The sequence below is a fragment of the Bacillus sp. J41TS8 genome (genome assembly GCF_018333035.1).
Lineage (GTDB): Bacteria > Bacillota > Bacilli > Bacillales > Bacillaceae > Bacillus > Bacillus paralicheniformis.
Map to the genome: position 1 here is coordinate 250,677 of NZ_BORF01000001.1, position 26,415 is coordinate 277,091.

Consider the following 26,415-nt stretch of genomic DNA (forward strand, 5'->3'; position numbering starts at 1 on the left):
ATCAGCCGTTTTTAGAATGATTGAACACAGCCTGTCATGTTGGCTTTTCCTTTATCTCCCTCTATAATGGTTTGAGGGGGGGAATCACCTTGCTTAAAACAATCGGATTTTATGGATTTTTGGCATCTGTATGTTTAAATCTTTTTCTCAGGTTTGGGCTCAAGATAAACGGCACAGCGAATGATATCATCTCAACGGCCTCCCTCGTATTCGTGCTGGTGTACGTATGGGACGACTTGAAAAAACGAAGTGCAAAAACGCTCATCTTACAGGGAATCACTCTCATCATCTTTGTGGCGTTATTGGTGTTTGTCATCATGAAAGGACAAACATTCATTGCTTCTCTGCCTTTTTTCGAGGGTTGGGAAACGCCGGCAAAATGGGTGTATATTTTGCTCGTTTTGTTCTTGGGATCAAACCTTTTCATCTATATCAATGAAAAAATAACAAACTCTAAAAAAGAGGCATCCTGATCAATTCAGAATGCCTCTTTTTGTTTACGTTCTTGCAATGCAGTCCGCCTTCACATTATGTTGGGAAACGCCGCCGTCCCATACATCCTTTGCATAGCGCCCTTCTTCTAAAAGTGCGGACAGCCAGCTTTGCGACTCTTCCCGACTCGCACCCTGTACTATTCGATACGCCTCGCACAAAGCTTGTTCAACAGCTGGAGCCATGCGGCTTCCGTCTCCGCACACATACAGGCGGCCGCCTTCGTTCAACAAGTGAATCAGCAAGGCTGCATCCTCTCTGAGCAAATCTTGCACATATGTTTTCGGCCGGCCCTCAAGCCGGGAAAACGCTGTATGCAGATGGACGATTCCGTCCTTTTCCGCTTGCTCCAACTCGTCTCGATACAGAAAATCTTCGTTCGGACGGCGGCAGCCGAAGTACAAATGCGCTTCACCGAGCTTCACACCGGCATCGCGCTGGATGCGGCGCGCCTGAAGAAATCCGCGGTAAGGGGCGATTCCGGTGCCCGGCCCGACCATGATCACCGGTGTTTCAGGATCTTCGGGAAGCCGGAAGCCTGACTGAGGCTCTCTGATGAAACACGAAATCGCGTCTCCCGGCTCAAGGCCGGCGAGATAGTTCGATGCAACTCCCTTATAATGCCCGCGGCCGCTCAACGCCGGGCCGCTTACGACAGAGACGGTGATGCTTGTTTGCCGCGGGTTAAGCTGCGGCGAACTGGAAATCGAATAGTACCTCGGTTTTAGCGGAGGAAGAAGCGCCAGAAAACGGGCGAACGGCAGTTCACAGGCCGGGTATTGCTCAAGCAGGTCAAGCATTGTCAGCCGCTTATTCAACACTTGATCCTTATAGACGTCATCTTTCAGCAGGTCTTCAAGCTCGCGCTGATGAGGCGGACAAACAGTATGAGCCGCCAGCTCGCGTATCTGGGCCCTTGTGGCCGGTTCCTGGAGCTCGACGCAATGTTGAAAAAGGTCTTTGACATGAACGGGCCTCTCCAAAGGCAAATGTGATGCTTGATTCCGGCCGCTAATCAGAATTTGTTCATTTCCGTTCAGCCCAAACCGCTGAAAAACGCGGCCAATCAGCACTTCGCTGTTTTGCGGTAGCACACCGAGATGGTCTCCCTCCTGATATGCGGCGCCTTCAGGAAGCGATATTTCAATATGCCTTGTGCTTCTCCCGCTCTTTTCACACTGCAATTCTCGGTTTGCCGATATCTTCGCTGTGAACACCTGATAAGCTTTAGCCAGCGGCGAAGCCGCAGGTGCGTTTACGAACTCGACAGATAAGGCTTGCCTGTCTGTTTCTGTTTGATTCGGCTCGGGTTCGGCCAATGAAAATTCGGTTCTTAAAAGCGGCCACAGATCATATTTCCATGACTCAAACTGTCCTTCAAAATCATCGCCTGCATCCCCTTCTCCAAGCTTGTGCAGCCTTTGGGCGCCTTTTTTTTCCAATACGCTGTCAATCAGGCGCGGAATCCGCTGGTAGGTGCTGGCCCAGCTGCGGTTACCGCAGCCGAATACCGCATATTTGACACCACGCAAATCGTCTGTCTGATCATGCTCAAGCCAATTGACAAATTCCTTTGCGCAATCGGGCGGGTTTCCGTTATAGGAAGCCGTCACAATGATAACAGCCCCTTCTGCCGGGATGGCGCCTGCGTATTGATCAAGCTCCGCCGTCCGGCTGTGAAACCCTTGCTCACGCGCTTCTTCAGCAAGCTCCTTCGCAATCTCTTCGGCTGTGCCGAGATTTGAACCGTAGAGCACAAGAAGAGGGGTTCCGTGCGTATTTTCCGCCGCCGGTGCGGAAGGCCGTTCTTCCTGCCGTCCGTTCTCTTCAGGCTGAGCGCCCGGCATCGCCGTCATTGCTTCTTTTTTCCTCGGCCTCACCCGGATTGTGAAACCATCCGGTTTTAATGTCAGCGATTCTTTGATCTTCAATTGGTAGTTTGCATGATCTTCAAGATCAAAGTACTGAAGAATCATGCCGAGCACAAGCGTCGCTTCATGAAGGGCGAACTGCATGCCGATGCATGCCCTTTGGCCGTTGCCAAACGGTTTGTATGCGTGCGCCGGAATGCTGTCCATCTGCTCGAACCGTTCAGGCCGGAATGCCTCGGCATCTTCTCCCCAGACGCTTTGATCCCTGTGCAGTTTTGGGATGAGCACTGTAACGCTCTGTCCTTTTGGAATCAAATATTTTCCCCCGATAACCGTTTCTTCTTTTGCATAAAGAGAGAAAGCCGGTGCCGTCGGCCAAAGCCTTATCGATTCATTCAAAATCATTCGGATGTATTTCAGCTGCTGAACCTGTTTGTAGGATGGGACGGGATCGGTCAGCACGCGGTCTGCTTCTTCATACGCTTTCTTAAGCTTATCCGGATGCTTCAGGAGCAGATAGATTGCAAACGATAATAAACCGCTCGTCGTCTCGTGTCCGGCAATCAAAAATGTAATAATTTGATAGCGGATATTCTCATCATCCAGTTTTTCGCCGGTCTCAGGGTCTTTCGCATGAAGCATAAGCGACAAGAGGTCATTTCCGCTTTCACTCTCGGCCTGCTTCCGGTCAGCGATGATCCGGTCAACAAGAGAAAACATCGACTCGACATCGCTGTTAAACCGGCGCTTCGTTTGAATCATCAGCTTATCCTGCAGCGGGAAGCGCTTCGTCTGTCTCATCGCTTCGCTCAAACCCCGGACCATGCTCTCAATAAACGGATGCTGCCCTTCACGGTAGAAGCTGTTAAAGCGGTAGTTAAACCCGCATAAGCCGATCGTGTCCAGCGTCAGCCGCGTCATATCGTCCGGCACATCAATGCTTTCATCCTGATTGAGACGGGACCACTTTTGAATGAGCTGGACGGCGATATCCTGCATCATGGGATGGTATCCCTTCATCGCTTTCTGGCTGAAGCTCGGCAGAAGGATGTTGTGGGCTTTCCGCCAATTGGGTTCTTCCGTCCAGCTTGTAAAGAGCCCGTCTCCGCTGAACTCGCGAACTTTCAATAGCCCCTTCCCCATGTTTTTGTCAAAACGGGATTCTTCAGAGACTTCTTTAACCAGTTCATGGCTGGACACAAAAACCCCAATCGCATCCGCAAACTTAAATTGAAAGATAGGCCCCATCTCATCCGCGATTTTCCAAAGTGACTGGGAGACCCTGTTTTTGTCAAGCAAAGGCAGGTTGCCGAGCGGCCCGTAAGTTTTAGGGATTGGAATTCCATCTAACTTGTTCATGAAAATCATCCTTTCTGTTTTGGAAAAAAGCTTTTCATCCATGATGTTTAACAGCATCCCAGGAACATTCTTCAATCTCCTCCATCAGTTCGGTAGGGTCCTCGAATTCCCCTGCTCTTACCAACTTCTGAATATGAACGAACGCTCCGAATACAACAGCCGACAAAATGTGGGAAGGCAAAGGGCGAATCATGCCGGCCGCTTTCCCTTTTTCAAAAAATAAATAGATGAAATCCAGCAGTTCGTTCAAGACCTCGCGGCTTTTCTCAGTCAAGTAATGAGAGGTCTTGTCAATTTCCAAAAAATACAGCGCATGGATATTTTCCTGAGAAAACTCGAAAAGGCAGCGGAAAATGTGCTGAAATTGTTTTTTTATGCCTGCTGAATCTTCAGGATAGCCCTCCTCTATCTTTTCTTTAAATCTCTTCACACTGTCTTGGAACAAGACGTTTACAAGTGCTTCCTTGCTGTCAAAGTAGCGGTAGATGGTGCCTGCACCGACGTTTGCCTTATCGGCGATCATCGGAATGGTTGCGGCGTCAAAGCCTCTGTCCGCGAAAAGGACGAGCGAAGCCTCGATAATCTTCTGATATTTGCTTTCCGATTCCATTGATTTTGCCCTCCAAGTCAGCGGAATGAACGTTCATTCCGCTGTTTCCAATACATTCACTTTTTGACAGAACACCCGAAGATTCCTTTTTTAATATAAAAATTTTTAAGGAAAAATGAAAAAAGGGATAATAGGACCAATTGGCGATATGAGCTGAAAATCACAAATTGAAAATAGACAGTGCAGATTTAATAATATTCTAATATATTAATTTTGATGAAAAAAAGAGGAACTGATATGTCATCAGTTCCTCCGCCATCGGATTATTTTGCCTTTTTGACTTTTATTTTGCTCACTTTGCTCGTATTGCCGGCTTTATCTTTTGCAGTGACCGCTAAAACGGTGTTTGCCTTTTGTTTTTTTATTTTGACAAAAAACGCGCCTTTTTTATCGGCCTTGCCGGTTCCGATCGTTTTCTTTCCTGATTTGACGATGATGGCGGCGTTCGCTTCTGCTTTCCCCTTAACGGCCGTGCTCTTGTTTGTCACCGGATTCACCTTCGGCGCAGACGGCGGGGTTTTGTCAAGCACAGTGACATCTGTCGCTTTGCTGACATTTGCGGCTTTATCCTTTGCTGTTACGCTGATGACGGTTCCGGCTTTTTGCCTGCTGATTTTCAGCTTGTATTCACCTTTTCCGTTCGCTTTGCCGGAAGCGATCGTCTTTCCTTTAGCTTTTGCGCTGACTTGCGCGTTTGCTTCTGTTTTTCCCTGAATCACCGTACTTTTATCGGAAACCTGATAAACTTTCGGGGCGCCTGGCGGGATGACGTCAGCCACCGTCATTTTGACATCGCCGCTTTCTCTGTGGTCATCAGCAGATGCGGAGACATACAAAACGGCATATTCTTTTTGCTTGTTGATTTTCACTTTAAACGCTCCGGATGCATCCGCTTTGCCTTGCGCGATCACTTTTTTGGACGCGTTTTTCACTTTGATCGTGTAGCCGGCTGCCGTTCTACCCGTTACGGCAGTATCTTTGTTCGTGATGCGTTTGACGGACGGGTTTTTCGGCGCTTTTTCCACGACGGTTCTGAGCGAGGTTTCCGCCTGATGGCCCGATGCCGCGACATGAAGAACTTGCCCCGCCTTCTGGGCCGGAATTTTCACTGAAAACGCGCCTGATTTTCCGGCCGTGCCCGTCCCCAATACTTGCTTCCCTCGCAAGATTGTGACCGTCACACCGCTTTTGGCTGTGCCTGTCACTGCCGTATGGCGGTTTAAAACGGGATGAACCTTCATGTTCAGCTCAAAAACGCTGGCTGCATGAAAAACATTCAGCCTTCCCCACCCGGAGACGAAGTCATATCCGGGAATTTGTGCAGCCGGTTCTATATCCAGGTCATAATCCGGGTTGGGATTATCCTGCTCTTCAAATGCCACATCTGCTGTCGTCTCGGTCAATAGGCTTGCGATTTGCTTTGGTTTCAAGGACGGATTCTGTGACAAAAGAAGTCCTGCTGCAGCTGCCACGTGCGGCGCCGCCATCGATGTTCCGCTCATATAAGTGACATTCCCGTCCGGAACGAGGCTTGGAATATCGGTTCCCGGCGCCACCATATCGAGACCTTTTCCATAATTGGAGTAGTCCGAGACAAGATCGAGATTATTGGTCGCCCCGACTGAAAGCGTATATTTCGAAGATGCAGGGTAGGAAATCTCCGATACTCCGTCATTGCCGGTGGCGGCAACGATCGTCACATTTTTGGAAGCCGCATATTTAAGCGCATATTCCATCACCCGGCTGTATGGCCCGCCAAGACTTAAATTGATGACTTTTGCACCGTGGTCGGCGGCATAGATGATGCCGTTTGCAATCTGTTCCGTATCTCCACTGCCTGAAGAATCCAGCACTTTGACAGGCAGAATTTTGGCATAAGCATTGATTCCCGCCATCGAAAAATGGTTGTCTTGCGCGGCTGCAATGATGCCTGACACGTGTGTGCCGTGGCCATTGTCATCCATCGCATCCGCCGTGCGGCCGACATAGTTATAGCCTTCGTCTTTTTTGACGCTGCCGCTTAAATCCGCAAGGGTATGATCAACGCCTGTGTCAACGACGGCGATTACTGTATCTTTCAGCTTTTTGCCTTTCATCAGCTTCTGAAGCTGTTCAAATTGTATGTCAGCATTCGCAGCACGGTTTTTGCCGTTATTTTTGAGCGACCATTGATATGGATATTGGGTGTCTCTTGACAGTGCTTCATATTGCTGAACCTGTTCGACGAATTCCACTTCAGGCATCTTGGCGATCTTGGCGGCTGCCGCCTGATATTGCTTTGCCGCCGCTTTGAATCCGGAAGAACGGCTTTCCTTCATTTCCACAACGTACACATCTTTAAATGCCGTTTTGCTTTTACCGAGGGGCTCTAATGCCTGGACGCCGGATGATTGGGCTTTAGATTTGAAAGATCCCGGTTTTTTGCCTTCTTTCAATTTTACGATGTAACGGTTTTCGGGCGCGCTTGATGAAGCTGTCGCCATCCCCGCTTTTTCAAGCACAGCCGATACTTTGCTGCCTGTTAATTGTTCGATGCCGATGTCTTTCGCGACTTGATCCAGCTGTTTTTTCAACGGCTCGGGAACGGACGCGCGAGCTGTTTCGTACAGGCGACTGATCGCTTTTTGATCATCATTCGTAATCGAGTATGCGCTCACTTGTCCGTTTTTAGCGACATCTGCAAACAGCGGCTTCAGCTGCACCAGGTCTTTGTAGACACTGTCTCTCATCGATTTGTTAAAGAGCATTTTTGCGCTGATGAATGGAGCTGCTTTATAGTAAAGGGAAGACAGCTCTTTTCCTTTTTCAGTTTTTGAAAGAACTTCATCCCTGATCGTTCTTAACTGTTTTAATATGCCCTTGCCTGTTTCCCTTTCGGAAACGCTTAATTCTGCCGGACACTCTTCTTCTGCCTCTTGGATTGACGGAGGCAGGGTGACGCCTTCATAGCTGATGGTGTAAGAAATATCTGTAATTGAAGTGGTTTCGTTTTCCTCATCATGGTGATTTTCTACTTTTATGTAGTAAGGACCTTTCCAGGCAATCGGAAAATCGATTAAAGCAGGATTATTTTCATAGGAGTAGCCGTTGTATCGGTCAAACGTTTGATGACCAGTTGCATTTTCCAGGCTGGAGTAGACGGAAATGTTCAGCTCTGCATCTGATTTCAATTTGACGCGGAAGTGCGTATAGTTTGCGATTTCCTGATTTGAAGGATTGACTTTATACCAATGCACCTCGTCATCGCTTTGAAACGAAGCTTCAACAGGGGACGCGCTGGTCAATGTGGTTTCGTTATTCGGAACGCTGTCTTCGGCTGCCATTGTCTTCGGTAAAGGCAGCTGGCCAAAAATTAATGCGGCAAGGAGAAAGAAAACAATTGAACTTTTCACGATCCTTTTGTTCATAAATACCTCCGGAAAATATAGTAAAAACGTTCACTTTGATATTAAACCATGTTTGCTATGTTAATGGAATACTTTTCTTTAAAAATCAAAAATATGATATTTAAGATCCAGTTTCAACTCTATCAAACATAAAAAATCCCTTCCGTATTGAAAGGGATGATCATACAAAGTTCATGATTTTACCGCAGAAATGCAGCAGTAATTTTTGTTCATATATACCGTGATGTCTCTGAAATGGCTTTCCTCAAGCAGTTGCTTGATTTGCTCTTCTGAGTATAAGGAAAAGCCTTTTGTTTTTTTCGATTTTTTCATTTGCCCTTCCAGATGCACAGCGAGAAACAGCGTGCCGTCAACCTGTAAAACACGGTAAATTTCTTTTAATGCCTGTTTGAAATCCGTCCAAAAATAAATGGTGTGGACTGAAAATACTTTATGAAAAGAACGATCCGGATAAGGAATTTGTTCGGCATGGCCAAGCTTTAATTCGGCTTTTCCTTCTTCTTTCACATGACGGATTCGCCGCATTCCCTGCTTGACCATGCTTTTTGATGCGTCTATGCCGCAGGCCTTGCCGCCCTCAAGCATCTCCGCAATCCGATAAAGTGCCGCTCCGCTTCCCGTTCCGATTTCAAGGATGCGCTCATGCGGACAGATATCCATCAAGTTGATGGTCCATTCGTTTATATCATGATTCCCGTTTTCCATATATGACGCGACCCATTTCGACAAAATGCCTCTCGGGCTCCGCAATTGTTTTCCAAGCCATTGTTCAAACACGTTAAAACACCTGCTTTAATTCTAATTAGCCCGATTTTTGCTGCAAATCGTACAAACGGGCCTTTCTCCACTCATATCGGCCAATGAACCGAATATTAAAAGCATTTGCAAAAATAACTGCATTGTTTTGTTACATTCCATAACTAGACGGCTTCAGCTTTGAAAAGTTTCGCTTTAAGAAAACTGTTTTTTTAATGAATTGGTCTATCCGCCCTTTCCACAACTTAATCCCATGCATAGTATATATGGAATTTTCACTAAAAGGTGGTGCTATTTATGGGCTTTGGTTACGGCGGCGGATGCTGCGGCGGCTGGGGTGGCTACCCTGGCGGATACGGCGGCGGATACGGCGGCGGATACGGCTATGGAGGCGGATTCGCGCTTGTTGTGGTTCTATTCATTCTTTTAATTATCATCGGCGCTTGTTACGTCTGCTAAATGAACAGGAGGGGGGCTTTAAAGCTCCCCTTTCATTTTGCCATTTAGTTTGTTCAAATGAAAAAGAGCAGAAAACAAACCGTTTTCTGCTCTTTCTCAATAATACCAATAATGCGGCCAATACCCGAAGTGGCGCGCCATCTCCATTCTTTGGCGCCGGTACGGATTACCGTATCCGTGCTTGAAAGAATGGGGCATCGATGTATACCCGTGGCCGATAAAAGGCATTCTGCCGTTTTTCTGCATGCTTTTCACCTGCATTCCTTGAATTGCTTGCTTCATATTATGCAGAAAAGCGGAGATGCGGAACTCGTTTTGCCCCGGCTAAACCTGGTCCTTCTCCCGAGTGTAATGTGCCAACAGTTCCCTTCTATAAATCATCATGATCTCCTCCTTTATTTTTTTTCGCGCTTTAAGTTAGCGCTGGCTGTTCAGGTAAAGATATTTTAGCTGCAGATCTTTCATTTCATTGTACATTTGTTCAATTTCGTATTCTCGCTCGTACTCTTCCGGACTTTTAAATCGTCTCTCAATGGTTAGTGTTAAGAAGAATAGATTAATGGTCACATCGCTCACCCCCTTTCAAGTTCGCTAAAAAACAAAAACAGCCCGCAGATCATCTGACAAACCTGCGGGCGCAAACAAAAACCGCCAGATAAAAACGAATCGAGTCTTTATCTTGCGGGAGGAGCAGCGTATTATTATGCCTAACTTCCTAACGTATCGGCTGTGCTGTAAAAGCATCGGTTAAGGAAGTGCACAATCTCTCCCACAGGTTTGATGAATCATGGTATTGGCATTCACAAAGTCTAATGTATGTAGTCAGTGCTGGTTTCATGTTCATCAACCTCCTTTGCTTTTTGTTTACTTTGTAAGTATATCCATCAAATTCCTGTTTGTAAACCGTTTTTTTTAAAAATGGACGGATTGATCGAGCAAAAAAAAGCAGAGAACCCCTTCAGGAGTCTCTCTGCTTATGATTCTTCCATTTCGTCTAATTGTCTTTTATATTTGAGCGAGCGCTTCACACAATAGAAAGCTCCTCCTAAAAAGCCGCACGTCGCGAGCATCATTGTCATCTTTTGGCCTGTTTCCAAACCTTGTCCCGGAATGACAGATCCGATATATAAAAATGCGCTTACGCTGAGAAGCGTAAAAGCAAACTGCTTATAGTCTTCCATCAGCGATTTGACTTTTTTCTTCTGCATGTCATGATCACCTGCTTTTGTTTCATAATGGATATGATTTGAGAATAACATAGATTGACAGATGACCAGACATGTAAATTCAGCCATTTTAAGAAAGAGGGGCCAGCGCTTGCTGCAAGTCTTCCAACAGATCGTCAATATCCTCAACCCCGGCGGAAATACGGATTAATCCGTCTGTGATGCCAAGCTCCAGCCTGCGTTCAGGCGGGATCGAAGCATGAGTCATTCGCGCCGGCACCGATATCAGACTTTCAACCGCACCAAGGCTTTCGGCGATCGTAAACCATTTCAAACGGCCAAGGACAAGGTCCACGTTCTCTTCTTTTCCGATATCAAACGAGATCATGCCTCCGAAGCCCGTACTTTGCCGCTTGGCAAGCTCATGTCCCGGATGGGACGGCAGCCCTGGGTAAAAAACCTTTTTGACGGCGGGATGATCGTCTAAAAACGCCGCGATTTTGCGGGCATTTTGCTCATGGGCTTCCATTCTCAAGCCAAGGGTTTTCATCCCCCTCATTAAGAGCCAGGAATCCTGAGGCCCGAGAATCCCGCCTGTAGAGTTTTGAATGAAATGGATCTCTTCTGCGAGTTCCTTCGAGGCTGCTACGACAAGTCCGCCGACGACATCGCTGTGTCCGCCCAAGTACTTCGTCGCGCTGTGGAGGACGATATCGGCTCCCAACGAGATTGGATTTTGAAAGTACGGCGTGTAGAAGGTGTTGTCGACAATCAGCAATAAGTCGTGCTTTTTCGCTGTTTCAGCAGCTTTCTTGATGTCAGTGATTTTCAATAAAGGATTTGTCGGCGTCTCAACATAAATCGCTTTTGTATTCGGCTTGATCGCTTTTTCGATGTCTTCGATGCTGCTCGTATCACTGAAGGTCGCTTCAATGCCGATGCGATTCAATACCTTTGTCATCACGCGGTAGGTGCCGCCGTATACATCATCTGTCAATACGATGTGATCGCCGCTTTTAAAAAGCATCATGACGGCTGTGATCGCCGCCATCCCAGAGCCGAACGCATAGCCTGCTGCACCGCCTTCAACATCCGCGATCAAGGATTCGAGCGCCGTTCTCGTCGGATTTCCCGTCCGGGAATATTCGTATCCTGTATGCTGGCCGGCGCGAGGCTGTTTGTACGTGCTGACCTGATAGATAGGAACCGATACCGCTCCTGTTTTTTCGTCTCCTGTAATTCCGCCGTGAATCATTTTCGTTTTTGGCTTCATATCATATTCCTCCTTCGTAAATTTTTTTGCTTAAATAGCGGTCGCTGCTGTCGGGAAAAATCGTCACAATGTTTGTGCCGGCTTTCGCTTTTTCGGCTTCTTTCAATGCGGCAAACAACGCGGCGCCTGATGAGCTTCCAATCAGAAGCCCTTCCTTTTCCGCGGCTTCTTTTACGAGTCGAAACGCATCTTCGTCAAGCACTGTGTAAATCTCATCGAAATAGCTTTCCTCCATGTATTCCGGGATGAATTCCATTCCGATTCCTTCGGTCTTATGCCCATGCGGTTCCCCTCCGTTTAAAATCGAGCCTTCCGGTTCAACAATAACCGTTTTAATGGACGGATTTTTTTCTTTCAGAAACTTGGCGGTTCCCGCAAATGTGCCGCCTGACCCCGCTCCGGCGACGAAGACGTCAATCCGGCCGCCAAGATCATTCCATATTTCCGGGGCAATCGTTTTATAGTAAGCCAATGGATTTACTGGGTTTTTAAACTGCAAAACGCAATAAGAATCGGGAATCTCCTTCTCAAGTTCAAGTGCTTTTTCAATCGCACCCTTCATCCCGGCACTTCTGGGGGTATGAACTATCCGAGCGCCGAGCGCTTTCATAATCGACTGTTTTTCCATGCTGAAATGCTCGGGTACGCAAAAAACGGGTCGAATGCCGTGCTTTCTGGCGGCGAGAGCCAGACCGATTCCCGTATTGCCTGCTGTTGCCTCAATGACCGTTCCACCGGGTTTCAGCTTTCCCGAACCGATCGCTTCAGCAATCAGCACTTCTCCGAGCCGGTCTTTAATGCTGCCTCCCGGATTCATCATTTCAAGTTTTGCATATATGTTAACGCCTTTAGGGATTCGAAAATCCAAAATCTGCAGAAGCGGCGTTTTGCCGATCAATTCGGTGATATCCTTGATCACATTCATGTTCCTTCCTCCTTCAAGAGGTGCAAAACAGAGGGGGAGCCTCCCCCTGTTTTAATTGATTCTTTTAATCATGCGAAGCACAAGATCTGTCGAATGCTTGGCAGCCTGTTCCAAAAATTGGTCAAATGAAATTTCAGATTCTTTTCCGGCGATGTCTGAGAGCGCCCTGATGACAACAAACGGCGTATTAAATTGATAAGAAACCTGCGCGACAGCCGCAGCTTCCATTTCAACCGCGTAAAGGTCTTCAAACTTGCCGCGGATGAATGCGACGCGGTCAGGATCGCTCATAAAGGAATCGCCTGTTGCTATCGTTCCTTTGACAACCTGAATGTGCCCCAGTTCAGACGCTTCGTCTTCCGCCGCTTGGATCAATGCACTGTCGGCTTTGTATGCAGCCGGCAGATTCGGAACCTGTCCATATTCATAATCAAATGCCGTGACATCGACATCGTGATGGCGGACTTCGGTCGAGATGACGATGTCTCCGACATTAAGCGAATGATGAAAGCCGCCGGCTGATCCGGTGTTGATGACAACGTCCGGTTTAAAGCGGTCAAGCAGAATCGTCGTGCTCATGGCTGCATTGACTTTGCCGATGCCGGACTTTAAAAGCACGACCTCTTTTCCTTCATAAAACCCGCTGGTAAATTCACAGTTTGCGATGACTTCCCGGTTCGTCTGTTCGAGTTTGCTTCGCAAAATCGTGACTTCTTCTTCCATTGCTCCGATAACTGCGATTTTCATATCTTAAAACTTCCCTTCAAATTACAATTTTGCCGCTTCCATTACCCAGACAAAATCATTATGCTTTTGAAAGGCGATACTGAAATGTTCTGAGGTAAAGATCGTTTCCATCTCCGAAATCGTCGGATAATGTTCCGTTTCAAGGTCTTCCGCCAATTGCAGAAACCCGTTTTCCTTCGCTTTTTTAACAGCGGCAGAGAAGGCTTCCCGATCCTTGAAGACGGTATCAGCAAACACTATTTTACCATGCTTCCCGAGCATTTTTCCATATCGCTTCACAGCTTCCCGCTTCTCTTCGTTTGTCAGATGGTGAAACGCATAAGAACTGACAATCGTGTCGGGAGAAAACGGAGGGTCCGGAAAGTCAAGAAAGTCTCCGTCAACGATCACTGCATTCTCCGGCAGCTTTGCCTCGGCAATTTCCCTCATCGCTTTTGAAGGCTCTACACCGGTGACTGCCTTTCCGGCCGCCAGCAATTTTGCAGTCAGATTGCCTGTGCCGACGCCGAATTCAAGAACTTTATGCCCCGAGCGGCTGACGACATCATCCAAAATGCCGTCGTAGTCGCGAAACACTTCTTTGTATTGAAGATCGCGGCCAACTACTGTATCATCATAAGAATTTGCCCAGTTCTCAAATAAAGGAATGAACTCTCTTCCCATTTTGTCGTCACTCTCCATCTATTTTTACAATTCCTATAAGTATAGTATGATTTATTCGATTGATTAGTTCTTATCCTACCACAAGTCATTCGTTTTGGGTACAAAAAAGGCTTGGTTATATTTCCCTTGTCACCCGGCCGCTTCTCTGCTTTAATAAAAAATGACTTGAAACGAATGGAGGATTGGTTTATGAACTTCGGCCTCGATCTGATCAAAGATAAAATTGAGTTTTTTGAGGCACTGAGCTTAGAGGAGCTTGAAAAAAAGATCAGTCAGCAGATTGAAAACAACCAGGCGATTTTGCTGAGGGTCCATTCGGTTTCCCACCATACGGCGGTTATTGACGGACGGATCCACTACAGCGCAGTCGTTCATTTTAAAGCCGAATCATAAAAAAAGCGCCCGGTTTTAGCAACCGGCCGCTTTTTTCTTTATTTCAATTGTTCAACTTTTGTCGGCTTCCAGCCTTTTCCGTCAACCCAAGTAATGGCTACCTGGTATTTGACGCCAGTGTCCTTCGCCCGAATGGTTCCTTTCGCATCTTGCGGGCTGCCGTTGTTTCCGAGCCAGATCACCGTCATGTTATTCTTAGAAACCCCTGTCGCATATGAAATGGCTTCAAGCATTTCCTTCCAGTCTTGTGAAGAGGAATCATATGTTGCGGTATGCTGTCCGCTCTGTTGTGTGCCGACAGGCTCCCAGTCAGGATTGATGATCGTTTTTTCAACATTGGCGCTTGAACCGCCTTCTGTCACTTCGGCTCCTTCAAACGGATCATCTGATGTTGACTTGTCCTCGTCTGAAGCAGATTCTTTATCCTTGTCTGAGTCGGAATCGCTGTCTTCTTTATCGGCAGAATCGCTTTTTCCTTTGTCCTCATCTTTTACATCTTCATCAGATGTTTGTTTCTTATTGTCGGAAGCAGGCGCTTCTGTCGTCTGTTCAGAATCGTTTTTCGAGACATCTTGCTGCGCCTGCTCCTTCGGACTGTTCATCATCAGACTGCTGGCAACGACAACGATTAATACCAATACGATGCCTATTAAAATGTTAAGCACAAGATTCGCTTTCCTGCGCTTATCACGATTTTCAAAACGAGATTCCCTTGTTTCGCTCAAGTTCATTGCACTCCTTTTTCCCTCTTGCCTCGCTTCCTATTTTATCATCACCTGAGGCATTCTTCTATGTCTGATTCTTTTCAATTTCATATACTTTTTTAACAATATCATAAAATACGGCATTTGTCGCAGCCTTGCTATCCGGCGTATCCATATGGACGACGACGAGCGCATATTTCGGCTTGTCCGCCGGAAAATAACCGGCAAACCATTTATGATAGAGCGTTTTTTTGTCATCTGTCGTCCTGCCTGTCTGCGCTGTGCCCGATTTTCCCGCTACATCGTACGGAAGATCGCTGAAGCGCCGGCCCGTCCCCTTTTCAGATGTGACAACTTTTCTGAGCAGTTTTTGCAGCTTTTGCGCTGTATACTGGTCGATTTTCTCTCCTGGGAGCTCGTGATCTTTAAAAGCCGTCATCAATGTGCCGTTTTTATATTCGATCTGGTCTGCGATCTTGACTTGTTTTTTCTCTCCGCCTCTTGCGATGGTCGCCATCATGTTGACGATTTCCAACGGAGTCAGCTTCACATTCTTTTGGCCGATAGCGGTCTGGGCTACAGCTTTTTTAACTTTTTTGTCCTTTTCATCCCCCCAGATTGATCCTGCAGTTTCATGATAAAACTGTCTGAACTCATCTTCATGATACAGCTTTCCTTCCCAGCCGACCCGTCCGGTCAGCCCAAGCTTTGCAGCAGTATCTTCGATCACGGAGCTGTTTTTTTCTACGAGCTGTCCGGCAAGGTTTGTAAACGTGTAGTTGCAGCTTTCCGCAAAACTGTCTTCCAGGCTGAGCTTTCCTTTGTCCTCTCCGGCCTCACCGTACAGGTTCAAATTGCAGTTAAAGGTTTTAGACGGATGATCCAAGCCGTTTTCAATCGCTGCAGCGGCAATCACGGTTTTAAAAACCGAGCCGGGATATACCGGAGTCAGCATATAGTTCTGCCTTGTTTTTTGCGCAGCCATGTTTAAGTCGGGCTTGCTCGCAATCGCCACCACGCCGTTCGTCTCGATGTCAAGCAGGACCGCCCCGCCTTTATCGAGCTGATGGTCATCAAGTACATCTTCCATTGCCTGCTGAACCTTTTTATCGAGCGTTGTTTTGACTTGCAGCGGGTAAAACGGATTTGCGTCTGCTGTATATTTGACGTCCATGCCGAACAAAGGGTTTCCCAATCCGTCCACATGATACAACAGTTTTGTGTCTTGTTCAGGCAGCAGGAATTCATCAAACGTCCGCTCCATGCCGAAGGTGCCGATTTTCGTGCTGATGGAGAGGCCCTCTTTATCGGGATATTTGCGTCTGAGGAGGTCCGGGTCTTGATTGGTCATACCGAGCGTATGCGAAGCCAGCCTGTTCTTTTCTGTTTCTTCTATGTATACGCCGTAAACGCCCGGATATTTCAGTTTATTGATTTTTTCGAGAGCCGTCTTTGAAACGGACGCTCCGTCATGTTTTGTGAGAATCACGGGTTTTTTTGCATGGTCCAGCTTGCTTCCAAGCTCATCTTCTGTCATGTTTAAAATTTCGGCTGCTTCTTTGGCCGGCCACGGCTGATTTTTTAAAAAAGGGAACAAGACGATGGCCGGTTTTTGGCTGACGGACAAATGTTCGCCGTTCCGATCTAAAAAAGATCCTCTCCCGTCTGAAATCCGAACTTCCTCCGTGCGCTGTTTGACGCTTTCCTGGATTAAGTTCACATTCCGTTTAGAAAAGGACTCGGTAAAAAACAGTTGAATTTCAGCCAGCCTGATCAGCAGAAATAACAGGGCAGCCGAAATGATAATCGATACCCACTTCATACGCTTTTGCCATTTCATTATAAAAACACCTCATCCACATTGTGGACGAGGTCATCGTTTGCTAAACAAATTTTATGAAATTTTCACAATTTTTACAAGCATTTCGCCGCCAGGTGTTTGAACGGTTACTTCGTCTCCAACCTGCTTGCCGAGAAGGCTTTTCGCGATTGGGGAATCGTTCGAGATTTTTCCTTCAAACGGATCGGCTTCCGCGCTGCCCACAATCGTATAAGATTCTTCTTCACCGTCAGGAAGCTCCGTAAATGTAACGGTTTTTCCAAGGCTGACGATGTCTGAGTTTGCACCGTCATCTTCGATGATCTTTGCGTTGCGGATCATATTGTCAAGGGTTGTGATGCGCCCTTCTACAAAAGCTTGTTCTTCTTTTGCTGAATCGTATTCGGAGTTTTCGGAAAGGTCTCCGAAGCTTCTTGCCACTTTAATACGTTCAACAACTTCTTTACGTTTAACCGTTTTCAAATACTCAAGTTCTTCTTCCAGTTTTTTCTTTCCCGTTTCTGTCATAGGAAATACTTTCTCTTGTGCCATGTTCCTTCACTCCTTCTAGTTGGTTCCTCATCACTTGTATGTGAGAGTATAGACTTGAATATACAAGAATGAGGACAACCCTTGTCCCCTTCTTCTCTCCCATATTTGTAAAGTATCATATAAACCGGATGGAAGGCTCCGGTAAATGGTGCTTATACAGTTAAAGAAGGGCTCAGGATGAGAACCCTTCAATTTCTATACATAATATGGTCAGAGTTGTGTTTGTCTATGCTATGTTATTATAAAATCGCGTTTTGTTCAAGAATAGTTTGTATTTTTGTTACCATCAGGTCGATGGCGACGCGGTTTTGGCCGCCCTCCGGAATAATGATATCGGCATAGCGTTTCGTCGGTTCGACAAACTGGTTATGCATCGGTCTGACGACTGAGATGTACTGCTCGATGACAGAATCGATCGAACGTCCTCTTTCTTTTATGTCTCTGAGCATCCTTCTGATGATCCGCAGGTCGGCGTCCGTATCGACATACAGCTTGATGTCCATTAAGTCGCGGAGCCTTTCATCCTCGAGAACAAGGATTCCTTCCAAAATAATAACATCTTTCGGATCGACGTGCACGACTTCCTCTGAACGCGTATGCAGCTTGTAATCGTAAATCGGCTTTTTGATCGGCCTGTACGCGAGCAATTCGTTTAAATGCTCGATCAAATAGTCATTGTCAAATGCAAGCGGATGGTCGTAGTTCGTATTCAGCCGCTCTTCAAACGGCAGATGGCTCTGATCTTTATAATATAAATCCTGTTCGAGCATTAAGATCGAATGACCTTTAAACTGTTCATAAATGGATCTGGTGACGCTCGTTTTTCCTGATCCGGAGCCTCCCGCTATGCCGATAACTACCGGTTTTTTCCCCATGCCATTACTGCCCCTTTCTCATCATGTTGCTAGGATAAATCTTGTTGTCCACTCTAAATTTGACGATCTGCAGGGGATGGCGGGCTGCGTCAAGCACATTGCCTTTTTCGTCCCAAATCGTGTCAATTTTGCATGTGAAATTTTCGATTTCCGGACCGAAAAATTCGACTTCATCTCCGGATTTAAAGAAGTTCCGCTGCTGGAGCGTGACCATTTTTGTCTCTTCATCATAGTCAAGGACAAGTCCGACAAAGTCGTATGTTGTCTTTTTGCCGTGGACGCCGAACATCTGCTCTTCATATCCTGGCGTTCCTTCAAAGAAAGCAGGCGCCGTGTCTCTATTGGCGCATTTGTCCAGTTCTTTCAGCCATTCTTCTTTGATGACGAAGTTTTCAGGATCAGCGCAATAAGCATCGATCACTTTTCTGTACACACTGACGACTGTCGCAATGTAGTGGATCGATTTCATCCGGCCTTCGATTTTCAGGCTGTCGATGCCCATTTCAATCATTTGCGGTATCGATTCGACCAGCTTCAGATCTTTCGGGCTCATCGCAAATGGAGCATCGCCTTCTTCATATAGCGGCAGTGCATTCGTCCCGTCCGTCTGATACAAATCATAGTCCCAGCGGCATGACTGGCAGCAGCCTCCGCGGTTGGAGTCCCTTGCCGTCATATGGTTGCTGAGCACGCAGCGGCCGGAATAAGCGATACACATCGCACCGTGAATAAACGTTTCGATTTCAATATCCACTTTTTCTTTCATTTCCCTGATTTCAAGTGCGCTCGTTTCACGTGCGAGCACAACCCGCTCAAGGCCTTCTTCCTTCCAGAACTGAACGGCTTTCCAGTTTGAAAGGGACTGCTGTGTGCTCAAATGCACTTCCAGCTTCGGCGCAACCCTGCGGCACGTTTCAATGATCAGGGGATCAGCGACGATAATGCCTGACACGCCTGCTCCCTCGAGATCGCGCAAATAGTCTTCCAGTCCGTCGATATTTTCTTCATGCGCAAAAATGTTTGTCGTGACATAAATTCTTGCGCCGTATTTTTTCGCGAATTCGACACCTTCAGCCATTTCTTCAATTGAAAAGTTATCTGCGTTTGAGCGGAGTCCATATTCACGTCCGCCGATAAATACAGCGTCTGCTCCATAGTGGACAGCGATTTTCAGTTTTTCCAAATTCCCCGCCGGAGCAAGAAGTTCTGGCTTTTTCGTAATGACGCGTTTTCCATTAACGATTTTGGAAATTTTATCTTTTACTGCAGACATGGCTATCCCTCCTTTTAGTATACTGTTTCTTTGAAAAAGAATCCGGTATCAATGCTGCGGTTTGCAGGCTGCAGCTGTTCGATCCGCTCGATCCATTGTTCTTTCTTGTCTTCATATGCTTCCCTGTCTGCGATGCAAAGGTCGATGGCTTCGCGGTACATGGCCGTTACTTCAGTCATGTATTCGACCGATTTTAAAATTCCGTCGATTTTAAATGAATCGATGCCGGCATCGATTAAATCTTCAAGCTCATCAATGATGCAGACGTCATTCGGACTCATGATGTGCGTGCCGTTTTCGTCTTCGAAAATCGGATATTTATTTCCGCGTTCTTTATCATGGAGATACATGCCTTTTTCTTTTTTCTTGCCTTCGATATCCATGACTTTTCCCTGGTATTCAAAATAGTTGCCGATCAGGGAGCGCTTTGACTGGAACATGCATGTCATGCCGTGAACCTGAATTTCAATCTCGACTTCTGCTTTCTCTTTAATCTCAACGATACTGTCCATGTTGAGCTCTCTTGCAAGCACCGCGCGCTTCGCGCCCTTGCGCCCCCAATAGTTGCAGGAATAATGATTGGTTGCGGTCGTTTCCGTATTCCAGTGAAGCTTCATGTTCGGCGCTGATTCCCGTGCAGCCATCAGTACGGCGGGATCGCCGAAGACAACCGCATCCGCGCCTGCCTCGTCCAAGAATGAAAGGTAGTCATTCAGTTCCGGAACCCGGTCATTGTGAAAAATCGCGTTCACAGCAACATATACTTTTGCGCCTTTTTCATGAGCCTGAATGATGGCTTCTTTTACTTCTTCTCTGGAAAACTCCCCGGCTAAACGCAGACCGTACCTTTGTTCACCGATGATAAACGCATCGGCGCCCGCCTCTGCCAAAGGCTTAATATCCGAAACAGAAGTCGGCGTGACAAGCAGTTCAGGCTTTTTCATATCCGTTCACCTCTTTTTTGACTGACGGCCAATCCGTCGCCCACAGGCAGGATCGCCGTGTGGTAGTCAGGATGCTCCATCAGCCAATGATTGTAATGATCTATTTTCGATACAAGCTTTTTGATGCGCTTGCTTTCGATCTGATTGTATTCTGATGCGACAAGGCCTTTGAAAAGGACATTGTCCGTAAAAATGATGCCGTCATCGGCAAGCATTTTTTCATATATACTGAAAAACTTCTGATACTGGCCTTTTGCGGCATCGATAAACAGCGCATCATAGGGAGCCATCGATTGAACGGGGTCAGACTCGCTGAGCGCATCGCCGAAGAACACGTGAATTCTGTTTTCAAGCTGGAATGACCGGATGTTTTTCAGCGCTTCCCGATACCTGTCCTCATCGCGCTCGATTGTAAAAATCTCGGCTTCGGGAAGGGCAAGCGCCATCCGAATCGCCGAATAGCCGATGGCGGTACCGATTTCAAGAATTTTTTTCGGATTTTTGAATGAAAGAAGCTGCAGGAGCACTTCGATTCCTGTCGGTTCCATAATGGGCACGCCATGCTCTTCGGCATAGGCCTCCAGTTTCATAATTTCAGCCGGCCGCGGCTTTAGCAGCTTTTCAAGATAGCCGGTCAATTCTTCGTGTCCAATCTTCACGGGCAGATGGCCTCCCTTTCATAAAAAAGAGCCTTAGGTCAGGTGTTCAGCACTCTCCTAAAGCAGTTGACTGTCTTTTCTCCAATAAACAACCCGATATATTTTATCATAAAACCTTTGTATTTGCGAATAAAAGGAGAGTATTTTTTACTCTCCTTTTTCCTCGTCCTGCGTGTTCGTAATATATTTGGCTTTTGCTTTATTGTGTTCTTCAAGCGTTTTTGTAAAGACGACTTCCCCGTTTTTCTTTGCAAGAAAATAAACATAGTCTGTTTGCTCCGGATTTAATGCCGCCTCCCAGGAAGTCTCTCCAGCGTTTGCAATCGGCCCGGGCGGAAGACCGGTATGTTTGTACGTATTATATGGGGAATCGACTTCAAGGTCTTTGTACATGACGCGGTTTTTATGTTCTCCCAGTGCATATAAGACGGTCGGATCCGTTTGCAATGGCATATTTTTGCTGATGCGGTTGTAGAAAACGCTTGAGATTTTGTGCCGGTCCGCTTTTTCGGTAGCTTCTTCTTCAATTAACGAAGCCATCGTCAAGGCTTTGTGGACGGACATCTTTTTGTCTTTCATCTGCTTTTCATACTTTTCAGCCAGCTGATCTGTTTGTTTGATCATCGCTTCGATAATGGCATCAAGCTTCGTCTCAGGGTCGTAAAATAGATATGTCGCAGGATGCAGGTATCCTTCGAGCGGATGCTTGATGTTCTTGTTCAACACGTCGTCTGTGATCAGTTTCGGATACTTCTGTTTTAATCGGCTGATGAATTCCCTGTCATCCAGCTTTTTCATAATGTCCTTTGCCGAGTAGTTCGTTTGTCCGGCGATGATGTCTGCGATTTCCTGGAGCTGCCTTCCTTCAGGAACGGTAATTTTAAATGCCGGCACATGTGAAGCGGTTGTCAGCTTATTAATCATGCCTGCCGCATCCATCGACTGGCTGAGCTGAAAGTTCCCCGCTTGAAAGCCGGAGGCATTTTTAAATTTCACATAAGCGATAAATACTTTTTCGTTTTTAATTAGGTCCTCTTTTTTTAGTTTGGCGGCGATGGACGTAACGGTCGATCCTTCCGGAATATAGACATTGACCGTTTTTGCATTATTTTTATCGACCGGTTCGAGCGCCGATTTAACGTAGAGCGAAACAGCGCCTGCGGTTAAAATCAGCAGAACCGCAACCACAGTCAGCCAAAACTTTATTTTATGTTTAAGGAGTCTTTTTATAAACGGTTTCTTTGTCTGATCTTCAAACATTGGTGTCCTCCTCTCCTCCCATGGTATATACTACATGATTCGTTATCATTCGGCAATTTATTACAAAATGTTTTAATAAAAAAAGCCGCCTGTCGGCAGCCGGGTGAGAAAAATTGCAGATCACGCTTTAAAGAATGACAAAATCCTAAAACTTCAATCGTTTTAGGATTTTGTCAAGCAGTCTAGCCGCTTCTTTATTCTTCTTCGTCTTCATCCGCTAAAAACGTGTTCAGCGTCTCCTCAATCATATCCCACTCTTCTTCTGTTTCAATCGGCATCAGTTCGCCGTCTTCTCCTGCTTCATTCGGTACGAAGCTTGAAGCATGGATCTCGATCTCTTCATCGTCCTGTGCTTCAATCGGATAATAAAGCACGTATGACTTGTTAAACTGATCGCTGTCAAATGTAAAGAGCACTTCACACAGCTGTTCATTCCCTTTATCGTCTACAATTGTAATGTTTTTTTCTCCGTGTTCCATCGTAATCACCTCATGAGTTTAGGCTGTCGAGATATCCTTGAAGGATCATCACGGCCGCCATTTTATCAATTACTTTTTTTCTCTTTTGCCTGCTTACATCTGCTGAAATCAGCATTCTTTCGGCCGCCATTGTCGAGAGGCGCTCGTCCCAAAGCACGACGGGAACTTGAAACGTTTCTTCAAGCACTTCCGCGAACTTCTGGCTCGCTTCCCCCCTCGGGCCGACGGTTCCGTTCATGTTTTTGGGAAAACCGAGTACAATCTTGTCTATTACATAGTCTTTCGTCAATTCGGCAAGGCGGTTCAAGCCGTAGTCACCGCCCGCCTCGTCGATTTTAATCGTTTCTATCCCTTGAGCCGTCCAGCCCATTTCATCGCTCAGCGCTACGCCGAGCGTTTTCGAACCTAAATCCAGACCTAATATTCGCATGCTTGTTTACGCCTCTTTATGCTGTTCTAAGTACGATTTAACCAATTCTTCGATTATCTCGTCTCTTTCTATTTTCCGAATCAGGTTGCGTGCATCTCGATGCCTTGGAATGTAAGCGGGATCTCCTGACAGCAGATATCCGACAATTTGGTTGATCGGGTTGTAGCCTTTTTCCTGAAGCGCGTCATGGACGGTTATCAGCACTTCATTTACATTGGTTTCCATCGAATCGTCGGAAAAGTTGAATTTCATCGTCTTATCAAATGAGCTCACCGTTTTGCACCTCTTTCCCAAATTCGCAGGCAAAGTTTCAGCCTGATTACCTTCTAATCACCATTCTACACCACAATGGCTATTTATAAAACGGATTTTACCCATTCTTCCGCAGATGCTAATGCTTCTGCCAGCCGCTCAGGCTGTTTTCCTCCCGCCTGCGCCATGTCAGGACGGCCGCCTCCGCCGCCTCCGCATGCTTCTGCGACTTGCTTGACAAGCTTGCCTGCGTGGAAACCCCGCTCTATTAAATCTTTTGTAACTCCGGCGGAAATATTCACTTTTTCGTTTTGAACCGCCCCGAGAACAATAACGGCTGAGCCCAGTTTCGCCTTCAGATCGTCAACCATTGTGCGCAGGTGATTCATATCTTTGGCATTCACTTTTTCTGCGAGCAGTTTGATTCCGTCAATTTCTTTTACTTTTTCCAAAATCTCTCCGGCTTCTTTATTGCCCAGTTTCGCCAATAAAGATTCGTTTTCTCTCTGAGCATCTTTCAGATCAGACTGGAGCGCTTCGATCCGTTTCGGCACTTCCTTCACGTTGGTTTTCAGGACTTCTGCCGCCTGTTCGAGAAGCTCCAGTTTGGCGTTCATCTCTTCGTAAGCGCCCTGCCCTGTTACAGCTTCGATCCTGCGGGTGCCAGCCCCGATTCCTGATTCGGATACGATCTTAAAGAGGCCGATTTCAGCCGTATTTCTCACATGGCAGCCTCCGCACAGCTCGATGCTGTAGTCGCCGACTTGAACAACGCGGACGATGTCCCCGTATTTTTCGCCGAACAGTGCCATGGCTCCCATCGCTTTCGCTTCAGCAATCGGTTTTAAGTCGATTTGAACCGGAATCGATGCCCAAATTTTCTCGTTCACTTTTGTTTCGATTTGTTCGAGTTCTTCCTTTGTCACCTGTCCAAAGTGAGAGAAGTCAAAGCGCAGACGGCTGTCAGTGACTAGCGAGCCGGCCTGGTTGACATGCGTACCGAGCACATCTTTCAGCGCCTGGTGAAGCAGGTGTGTCGCGGTATGGTTTTTGACGATGTCTTTTCTGAGCCGCTCCGTGACTTCTGCGGTCACGCTCATGCCTTTTTTAATTGCGCCGCTTTCCACGATCCCTTCATGCAGGTGCTGGCCGTTTGGCGCTTTTTTAACGTCTGTGACGCGAATAGCCGCATCACCGCTTTTAACCCAGCCTTTATCACCGATTTGTCCGCCGCTTTCAGCATAGAACGGCGTTTTTTCCAGAATGAACTGAACCTTTTGGCCTTCCTGAACGAGATCGACAAGTTCTCCGTCTTGAAGAAGCTCGGCGATTTTCGTTTCCGTTTTGATATCGGAATAGCCGATGAACTCGCTTTCTGTCATGATATCGCGGAGAGCGCCGCCTTGAACCTGCATGCTGCCGACGTCCTGGCGCGCCTGCCGGGCCCGTTCGCGCTGCTTGTCCATCTCGCGCTCAAATCCTTCATGATCGACTTCCATGCCTTCATCTTCGGCGTATTCTTCGGTCAGTTCAACAGGGAATCCATACGTATCATACAGTTTAAAGACATCTTCCCCGGAAATGATGCGGTTTCCTTTTGCTTTTTCCTTTTGAATAACTTCTGAGAGAATCGCCAAGCCTTCGTGCAATGTTTCATGGAAGCGTTCTTCCTCTGTTTTGATGACTTTCGCGATAAAGTCCGCTTTTTCTTTGACTTCGCCGTAGAAAGCGGCCATGATGTCGGCAACTACCGGTACGAGCTCATACATAAACGGACGGTTGATATTGATGGACTTCGCATAGCGGACAGCGCGGCGAAGCAGCCTTCTGATGACATAGCCGCGCCCCTCGTTTGACGGAAGCGCTCCGTCGCCGACCGCAAACGCAGCCGTCCGGATATGATCGGCCACAACCTTAAACGCCGTATCTTTTTCAGCAGATGTGCCGTACTTTTCTCCTGAAATGGCTTCTGTCGCCTTGATGATCGGCATAAACAAATCCGTATCATAGTTCGTCTTGGCGTCTTGAATAACAGATACCATCCGTTCAAGACCCATCCCGGTATCAATGTTTTTCTTCGGAAGCGGTGTGTATGTTCCGTCAGGATTGTGGTTGAACTCGGAGAACACAAGGTTCCATACTTCTAGGTAACGCTCGTTCTCCCCGCCCGGGTAAAGCTCCGGATCAGACGGATCATTTCCATAATCTTCACCGCGGTCATAGAAGATTTCGGTATTTGGTCCGCTCGGGCCTTCGCCGATATCCCAGAAGTTTCCTTCCAGTCTGATGATCCGTTCCTCAGGTATGCCGATTTTTTTTGACCATAATTCATACGCTTCGTCATCTTCCGGATGCACCGTGACTGACAGGCGTTCGGGATCGAAGCCGATCCATTTTTGATCGGTTAAAAATTCCCATGCCCACTCGATCGCTTCTTCTTTGAAATAATCGCCGATCGAAAAGTTGCCGAGCATCTCAAAGAACGTATGGTGGCGGGCTGTTTTCCCGACATTCTCAATATCGTTCGTCCTGATTGATTTTTGAGCGTTGCAGATGCGCGGATTCTCCGGCACAACCCGTCCGTCAAAATATTTTTTCAGCGTCGCGACTCCGCTGTTGATCCAAAGCAGGGAGGGATCTTCATGCGGAATAAGAGAGGCGCTCGGTTCAACGGCATGCCCTTTTTCTTTAAAAAAGTCTAAAAACATTTGGCGCACTTGTGCGGATGTTAATGTCTTCATTATTTTTTCCTCCTTTAATGATGCACATGCAAATTAAAAAGCCCCCGCCCCATGCAAACAACGTTTACACAGGGACGAGAGCTCCTCTCGCGGTACCACCCTGATTATGTGCGTAACAAAACGAAACGCCCATCACCTTGATATCCGAATAACGCCGGATGAAGACGGCAGGTTTTCGCCTGCACTCAGGATTAGCTTCTACTGATCTTCTGTTAAAGCTCTTTCACCGCTATGGAGCTTCTCTCTATAAAACAGGGCTTCAGTATACTCGGATCCGTCAATCGAGATACGTATGTATGTCTATTT

Annotated in this window: 26 protein-coding genes; 3 read left to right on the forward strand and 23 right to left on the reverse strand. The window is 46.9% G+C overall.

Going from position 1 to position 26,415, the window contains the following annotated elements; genetic code table 11:
- Positions 1-89 precede the first annotated feature (89 nt).
- Positions 90-473, forward strand: coding sequence for a YoqO family protein (locus KI350_RS01395; protein ID WP_003183867.1), 384 nt, complete (start codon positions 90-92; stop codon positions 471-473).
- 24 nt (positions 474-497) lie between these two features.
- Here the strand turns inward: KI350_RS01395 and KI350_RS01400 are convergent, their stop codons facing one another.
- The 4 genes from KI350_RS01400 to KI350_RS01415 form a co-directional block, all read right to left on the reverse strand.
- Positions 498-3,722: a bifunctional cytochrome P450/NADPH--P450 reductase gene (locus KI350_RS01400; RefSeq protein WP_003183869.1), complete on the reverse strand. Its 3,225-nt coding sequence runs from the start codon at positions 3,720-3,722 to the stop codon at positions 498-500.
- Positions 3,723-3,756: 34 nt separating this feature from the next.
- Positions 3,757-4,332, reverse strand: coding sequence for a TetR/AcrR family transcriptional regulator (locus KI350_RS01405; protein ID WP_003183871.1), 576 nt, complete (start codon positions 4,330-4,332; stop codon positions 3,757-3,759).
- 263 nt (positions 4,333-4,595) lie between these two features.
- The gene (locus KI350_RS01410) at positions 4,596-7,739 is read right to left on the reverse strand and encodes a S8 family peptidase (protein WP_016885524.1); all 3,144 of its coding nucleotides are present in this window, start codon (positions 7,737-7,739) and stop codon (positions 4,596-4,598) included.
- 171 nt (positions 7,740-7,910) lie between these two features.
- Positions 7,911-8,516, reverse strand: coding sequence for a class I SAM-dependent methyltransferase (locus KI350_RS01415; RefSeq protein WP_016885525.1), 606 nt, complete (start codon positions 8,514-8,516; stop codon positions 7,911-7,913).
- Positions 8,517-8,792: 276 nt separating this feature from the next.
- Here KI350_RS01415 and KI350_RS01420 point away from each other — a divergent pair, with 276 nt between their 5' ends.
- Positions 8,793-8,954 carry a YjcZ family sporulation protein gene (locus tag KI350_RS01420; RefSeq protein ID WP_020452380.1) on the forward strand — a complete coding sequence of 54 codons (162 nt, stop codon included), beginning with the start codon at positions 8,793-8,795 and terminating at the stop codon, positions 8,952-8,954.
- A 96-nt stretch (positions 8,955-9,050) separates the two neighbouring features.
- Here KI350_RS01420 and KI350_RS01425 read toward each other — a convergent pair whose 3' ends face one another.
- The 7 genes from KI350_RS01425 to KI350_RS01455 form a co-directional block, all read right to left on the reverse strand.
- Entirely contained in the window at positions 9,051-9,200 is a 150-nt protein-coding gene (locus KI350_RS01425) for a hypothetical protein (protein WP_228767653.1), read from the reverse strand.
- Positions 9,201-9,371: 171 nt separating this feature from the next.
- A complete protein-coding gene (locus KI350_RS01430; RefSeq protein ID WP_003183880.1) occupies positions 9,372-9,521 on the reverse strand; it encodes a YrzI family small protein in 150 nt (49 codons plus the stop codon).
- 407 nt (positions 9,522-9,928) lie between these two features.
- Complete coding sequence (locus KI350_RS01435; RefSeq protein WP_011198155.1) at positions 9,929-10,162, reverse strand: YrhC family protein; 234 nt, start codon at positions 10,160-10,162, stop codon at positions 9,929-9,931.
- 88 nt (positions 10,163-10,250) lie between these two features.
- Positions 10,251-11,393 carry a bifunctional cystathionine gamma-lyase/homocysteine desulfhydrase gene (locus KI350_RS01440; protein ID WP_212930421.1) on the reverse strand — a complete coding sequence of 381 codons (1,143 nt, stop codon included), beginning with the start codon at positions 11,391-11,393 and terminating at the stop codon, positions 10,251-10,253.
- A 1-nt stretch (position 11,394) separates the two neighbouring features.
- Positions 11,395-12,318 carry a PLP-dependent cysteine synthase family protein gene (locus KI350_RS01445; RefSeq protein ID WP_003183889.1) on the reverse strand — a complete coding sequence of 308 codons (924 nt, stop codon included), beginning with the start codon at positions 12,316-12,318 and terminating at the stop codon, positions 11,395-11,397.
- Between the two features lie 51 nt (positions 12,319-12,369).
- Positions 12,370-13,065, reverse strand: a complete 696-nt coding sequence (mtnN, locus tag KI350_RS01450; protein ID WP_003183892.1) for a 5'-methylthioadenosine/S-adenosylhomocysteine nucleosidase — start codon at positions 13,063-13,065, stop codon at positions 12,370-12,372.
- A 21-nt stretch (positions 13,066-13,086) separates the two neighbouring features.
- Complete coding sequence (locus tag KI350_RS01455) at positions 13,087-13,728, reverse strand: class I SAM-dependent DNA methyltransferase (RefSeq protein WP_003183896.1); 642 nt, start codon at positions 13,726-13,728, stop codon at positions 13,087-13,089.
- Positions 13,729-13,917: 189 nt separating this feature from the next.
- Here KI350_RS01455 and KI350_RS01460 point away from each other — a divergent pair, with 189 nt between their 5' ends.
- Positions 13,918-14,121 carry a YrzA family protein gene (locus KI350_RS01460; RefSeq protein ID WP_009327794.1) on the forward strand — a complete coding sequence of 68 codons (204 nt, stop codon included), beginning with the start codon at positions 13,918-13,920 and terminating at the stop codon, positions 14,119-14,121.
- Between the two features lie 38 nt (positions 14,122-14,159).
- On the opposite strand, the gene KI350_RS01465 is transcribed toward KI350_RS01460, so the two are convergent.
- The 12 genes from KI350_RS01465 to alaS form a co-directional block, all read right to left on the reverse strand.
- Entirely contained in the window at positions 14,160-14,852 is a 693-nt protein-coding gene (locus KI350_RS01465) for a YrrS family protein (protein WP_035317407.1), read from the reverse strand.
- A 58-nt stretch (positions 14,853-14,910) separates the two neighbouring features.
- Positions 14,911-16,665: a peptidoglycan D,D-transpeptidase FtsI family protein gene (locus tag KI350_RS01470; RefSeq protein WP_009327788.1), complete on the reverse strand. Its 1,755-nt coding sequence runs from the start codon at positions 16,663-16,665 to the stop codon at positions 14,911-14,913.
- Positions 16,666-16,719: 54 nt separating this feature from the next.
- Positions 16,720-17,196, reverse strand: coding sequence for a transcription elongation factor GreA (greA, locus tag KI350_RS01475; protein ID WP_003183903.1), 477 nt, complete (start codon positions 17,194-17,196; stop codon positions 16,720-16,722).
- Between the two features lie 239 nt (positions 17,197-17,435).
- Positions 17,436-18,071, reverse strand: coding sequence for a uridine kinase (udk, locus tag KI350_RS01480; protein ID WP_003183905.1), 636 nt, complete (start codon positions 18,069-18,071; stop codon positions 17,436-17,438).
- A gap of 4 nt (positions 18,072-18,075) precedes the next feature.
- A complete protein-coding gene (locus tag KI350_RS01485; protein WP_003183907.1) occupies positions 18,076-19,344 on the reverse strand; it encodes a peptidase U32 family protein in 1,269 nt (422 codons plus the stop codon).
- Positions 19,345-19,358: 14 nt separating this feature from the next.
- A complete protein-coding gene (locus tag KI350_RS01490; protein ID WP_009327784.1) occupies positions 19,359-20,288 on the reverse strand; it encodes a peptidase U32 family protein in 930 nt (309 codons plus the stop codon).
- Positions 20,285-20,947: an O-methyltransferase gene (locus tag KI350_RS01495; protein WP_003183911.1), complete on the reverse strand. Its 663-nt coding sequence runs from the start codon at positions 20,945-20,947 to the stop codon at positions 20,285-20,287. Before KI350_RS01495 ends, KI350_RS01490 begins: the two co-directional genes overlap by 4 nt.
- 147 nt (positions 20,948-21,094) lie before the next feature.
- Positions 21,095-22,207, reverse strand: coding sequence for an endolytic transglycosylase MltG (gene mltG / locus KI350_RS01500; RefSeq protein WP_044789856.1), 1,113 nt, complete (start codon positions 22,205-22,207; stop codon positions 21,095-21,097).
- Positions 22,208-22,401: 194 nt separating this feature from the next.
- On the reverse strand, positions 22,402-22,686 hold the full coding sequence (locus tag KI350_RS01505; RefSeq protein ID WP_003183915.1) for a DUF1292 domain-containing protein: 285 nt from the start codon (positions 22,684-22,686) through the stop codon (positions 22,402-22,404).
- Positions 22,687-22,696: 10 nt separating this feature from the next.
- A complete protein-coding gene (gene ruvX, locus KI350_RS01510) occupies positions 22,697-23,116 on the reverse strand; it encodes a Holliday junction resolvase RuvX (RefSeq protein ID WP_003183918.1) in 420 nt (139 codons plus the stop codon).
- A gap of 6 nt (positions 23,117-23,122) precedes the next feature.
- Positions 23,123-23,389 (reverse strand): IreB family regulatory phosphoprotein, encoded by a 267-nt coding sequence (locus KI350_RS01515; protein ID WP_003183920.1) that lies wholly within the window; start codon positions 23,387-23,389, stop codon positions 23,123-23,125.
- 83 nt (positions 23,390-23,472) lie between these two features.
- The gene (alaS, locus tag KI350_RS01520) at positions 23,473-26,109 is read right to left on the reverse strand and encodes an alanine--tRNA ligase (RefSeq protein WP_009327782.1); all 2,637 of its coding nucleotides are present in this window, start codon (positions 26,107-26,109) and stop codon (positions 23,473-23,475) included.
- Positions 26,110-26,415: the final 306 nt, after the last annotated feature.

What these genes read in the sequence shown, in the direction of transcription:
- KI350_RS01400 (WP_003183869.1), bottom strand. Translation starts at nt 3,722, where the DNA reads ATGAACAAGTTAGATGGAATTCCAATCCCTAAAACTTACGGGCCGCTC.
- KI350_RS01405 (WP_003183871.1), bottom strand. Translation starts at nt 4,332, where the DNA reads ATGGAATCGGAAAGCAAATATCAGAAGATTATCGAGGCTTCGCTCGTC.
- KI350_RS01410 (WP_016885524.1), bottom strand. Translation starts at nt 7,739, where the DNA reads ATGAACAAAAGGATCGTGAAAAGTTCAATTGTTTTCTTTCTCCTTGCC.
- KI350_RS01420 (WP_020452380.1), top strand. Translation starts at nt 8,793, where the DNA reads ATGGGCTTTGGTTACGGCGGCGGATGCTGCGGCGGCTGGGGTGGCTAC.
- KI350_RS01425 (WP_228767653.1), bottom strand. Translation starts at nt 9,200, where the DNA reads ATGCAGAAAAACGGCAGAATGCCTTTTATCGGCCACGGGTATACATCG.
- KI350_RS01435 (WP_011198155.1), bottom strand. Translation starts at nt 10,162, where the DNA reads ATGCAGAAGAAAAAAGTCAAATCGCTGATGGAAGACTATAAGCAGTTT.
- KI350_RS01440 (WP_212930421.1), bottom strand. Translation starts at nt 11,393, where the DNA reads ATGAAGCCAAAAACGAAAATGATTCACGGCGGAATTACAGGAGACGAA.
- KI350_RS01445 (WP_003183889.1), bottom strand. Translation starts at nt 12,318, where the DNA reads ATGAATGTGATCAAGGATATCACCGAATTGATCGGCAAAACGCCGCTT.
- mtnN (WP_003183892.1), bottom strand. Translation starts at nt 13,065, where the DNA reads ATGAAAATCGCAGTTATCGGAGCAATGGAAGAAGAAGTCACGATTTTG.
- KI350_RS01455 (WP_003183896.1), bottom strand. Translation starts at nt 13,728, where the DNA reads ATGGGAAGAGAGTTCATTCCTTTATTTGAGAACTGGGCAAATTCTTAT.
- KI350_RS01460 (WP_009327794.1), top strand. Translation starts at nt 13,918, where the DNA reads ATGAACTTCGGCCTCGATCTGATCAAAGATAAAATTGAGTTTTTTGAG.
- KI350_RS01465 (WP_035317407.1), bottom strand. Translation starts at nt 14,852, where the DNA reads ATGAACTTGAGCGAAACAAGGGAATCTCGTTTTGAAAATCGTGATAAG.
- KI350_RS01470 (WP_009327788.1), bottom strand. Translation starts at nt 16,665, where the DNA reads ATGAAATGGCAAAAGCGTATGAAGTGGGTATCGATTATCATTTCGGCT.
- greA (WP_003183903.1), bottom strand. Translation starts at nt 17,196, where the DNA reads ATGGCACAAGAGAAAGTATTTCCTATGACAGAAACGGGAAAGAAAAAA.
- udk (WP_003183905.1), bottom strand. Translation starts at nt 18,071, where the DNA reads ATGGGGAAAAAACCGGTAGTTATCGGCATAGCGGGAGGCTCCGGATCA.
- KI350_RS01485 (WP_003183907.1), bottom strand. Translation starts at nt 19,344, where the DNA reads ATGTCTGCAGTAAAAGATAAAATTTCCAAAATCGTTAATGGAAAACGC.
- KI350_RS01490 (WP_009327784.1), bottom strand. Translation starts at nt 20,288, where the DNA reads ATGAAAAAGCCTGAACTGCTTGTCACGCCGACTTCTGTTTCGGATATT.
- mltG (WP_044789856.1), bottom strand. Translation starts at nt 22,207, where the DNA reads ATGTTTGAAGATCAGACAAAGAAACCGTTTATAAAAAGACTCCTTAAA.
- KI350_RS01505 (WP_003183915.1), bottom strand. Translation starts at nt 22,686, where the DNA reads ATGGAACACGGAGAAAAAAACATTACAATTGTAGACGATAAAGGGAAT.
- ruvX (WP_003183918.1), bottom strand. Translation starts at nt 23,116, where the DNA reads ATGCGAATATTAGGTCTGGATTTAGGTTCGAAAACGCTCGGCGTAGCG.
- alaS (WP_009327782.1), bottom strand. Translation starts at nt 26,109, where the DNA reads ATGAAGACATTAACATCCGCACAAGTGCGCCAAATGTTTTTAGACTTT.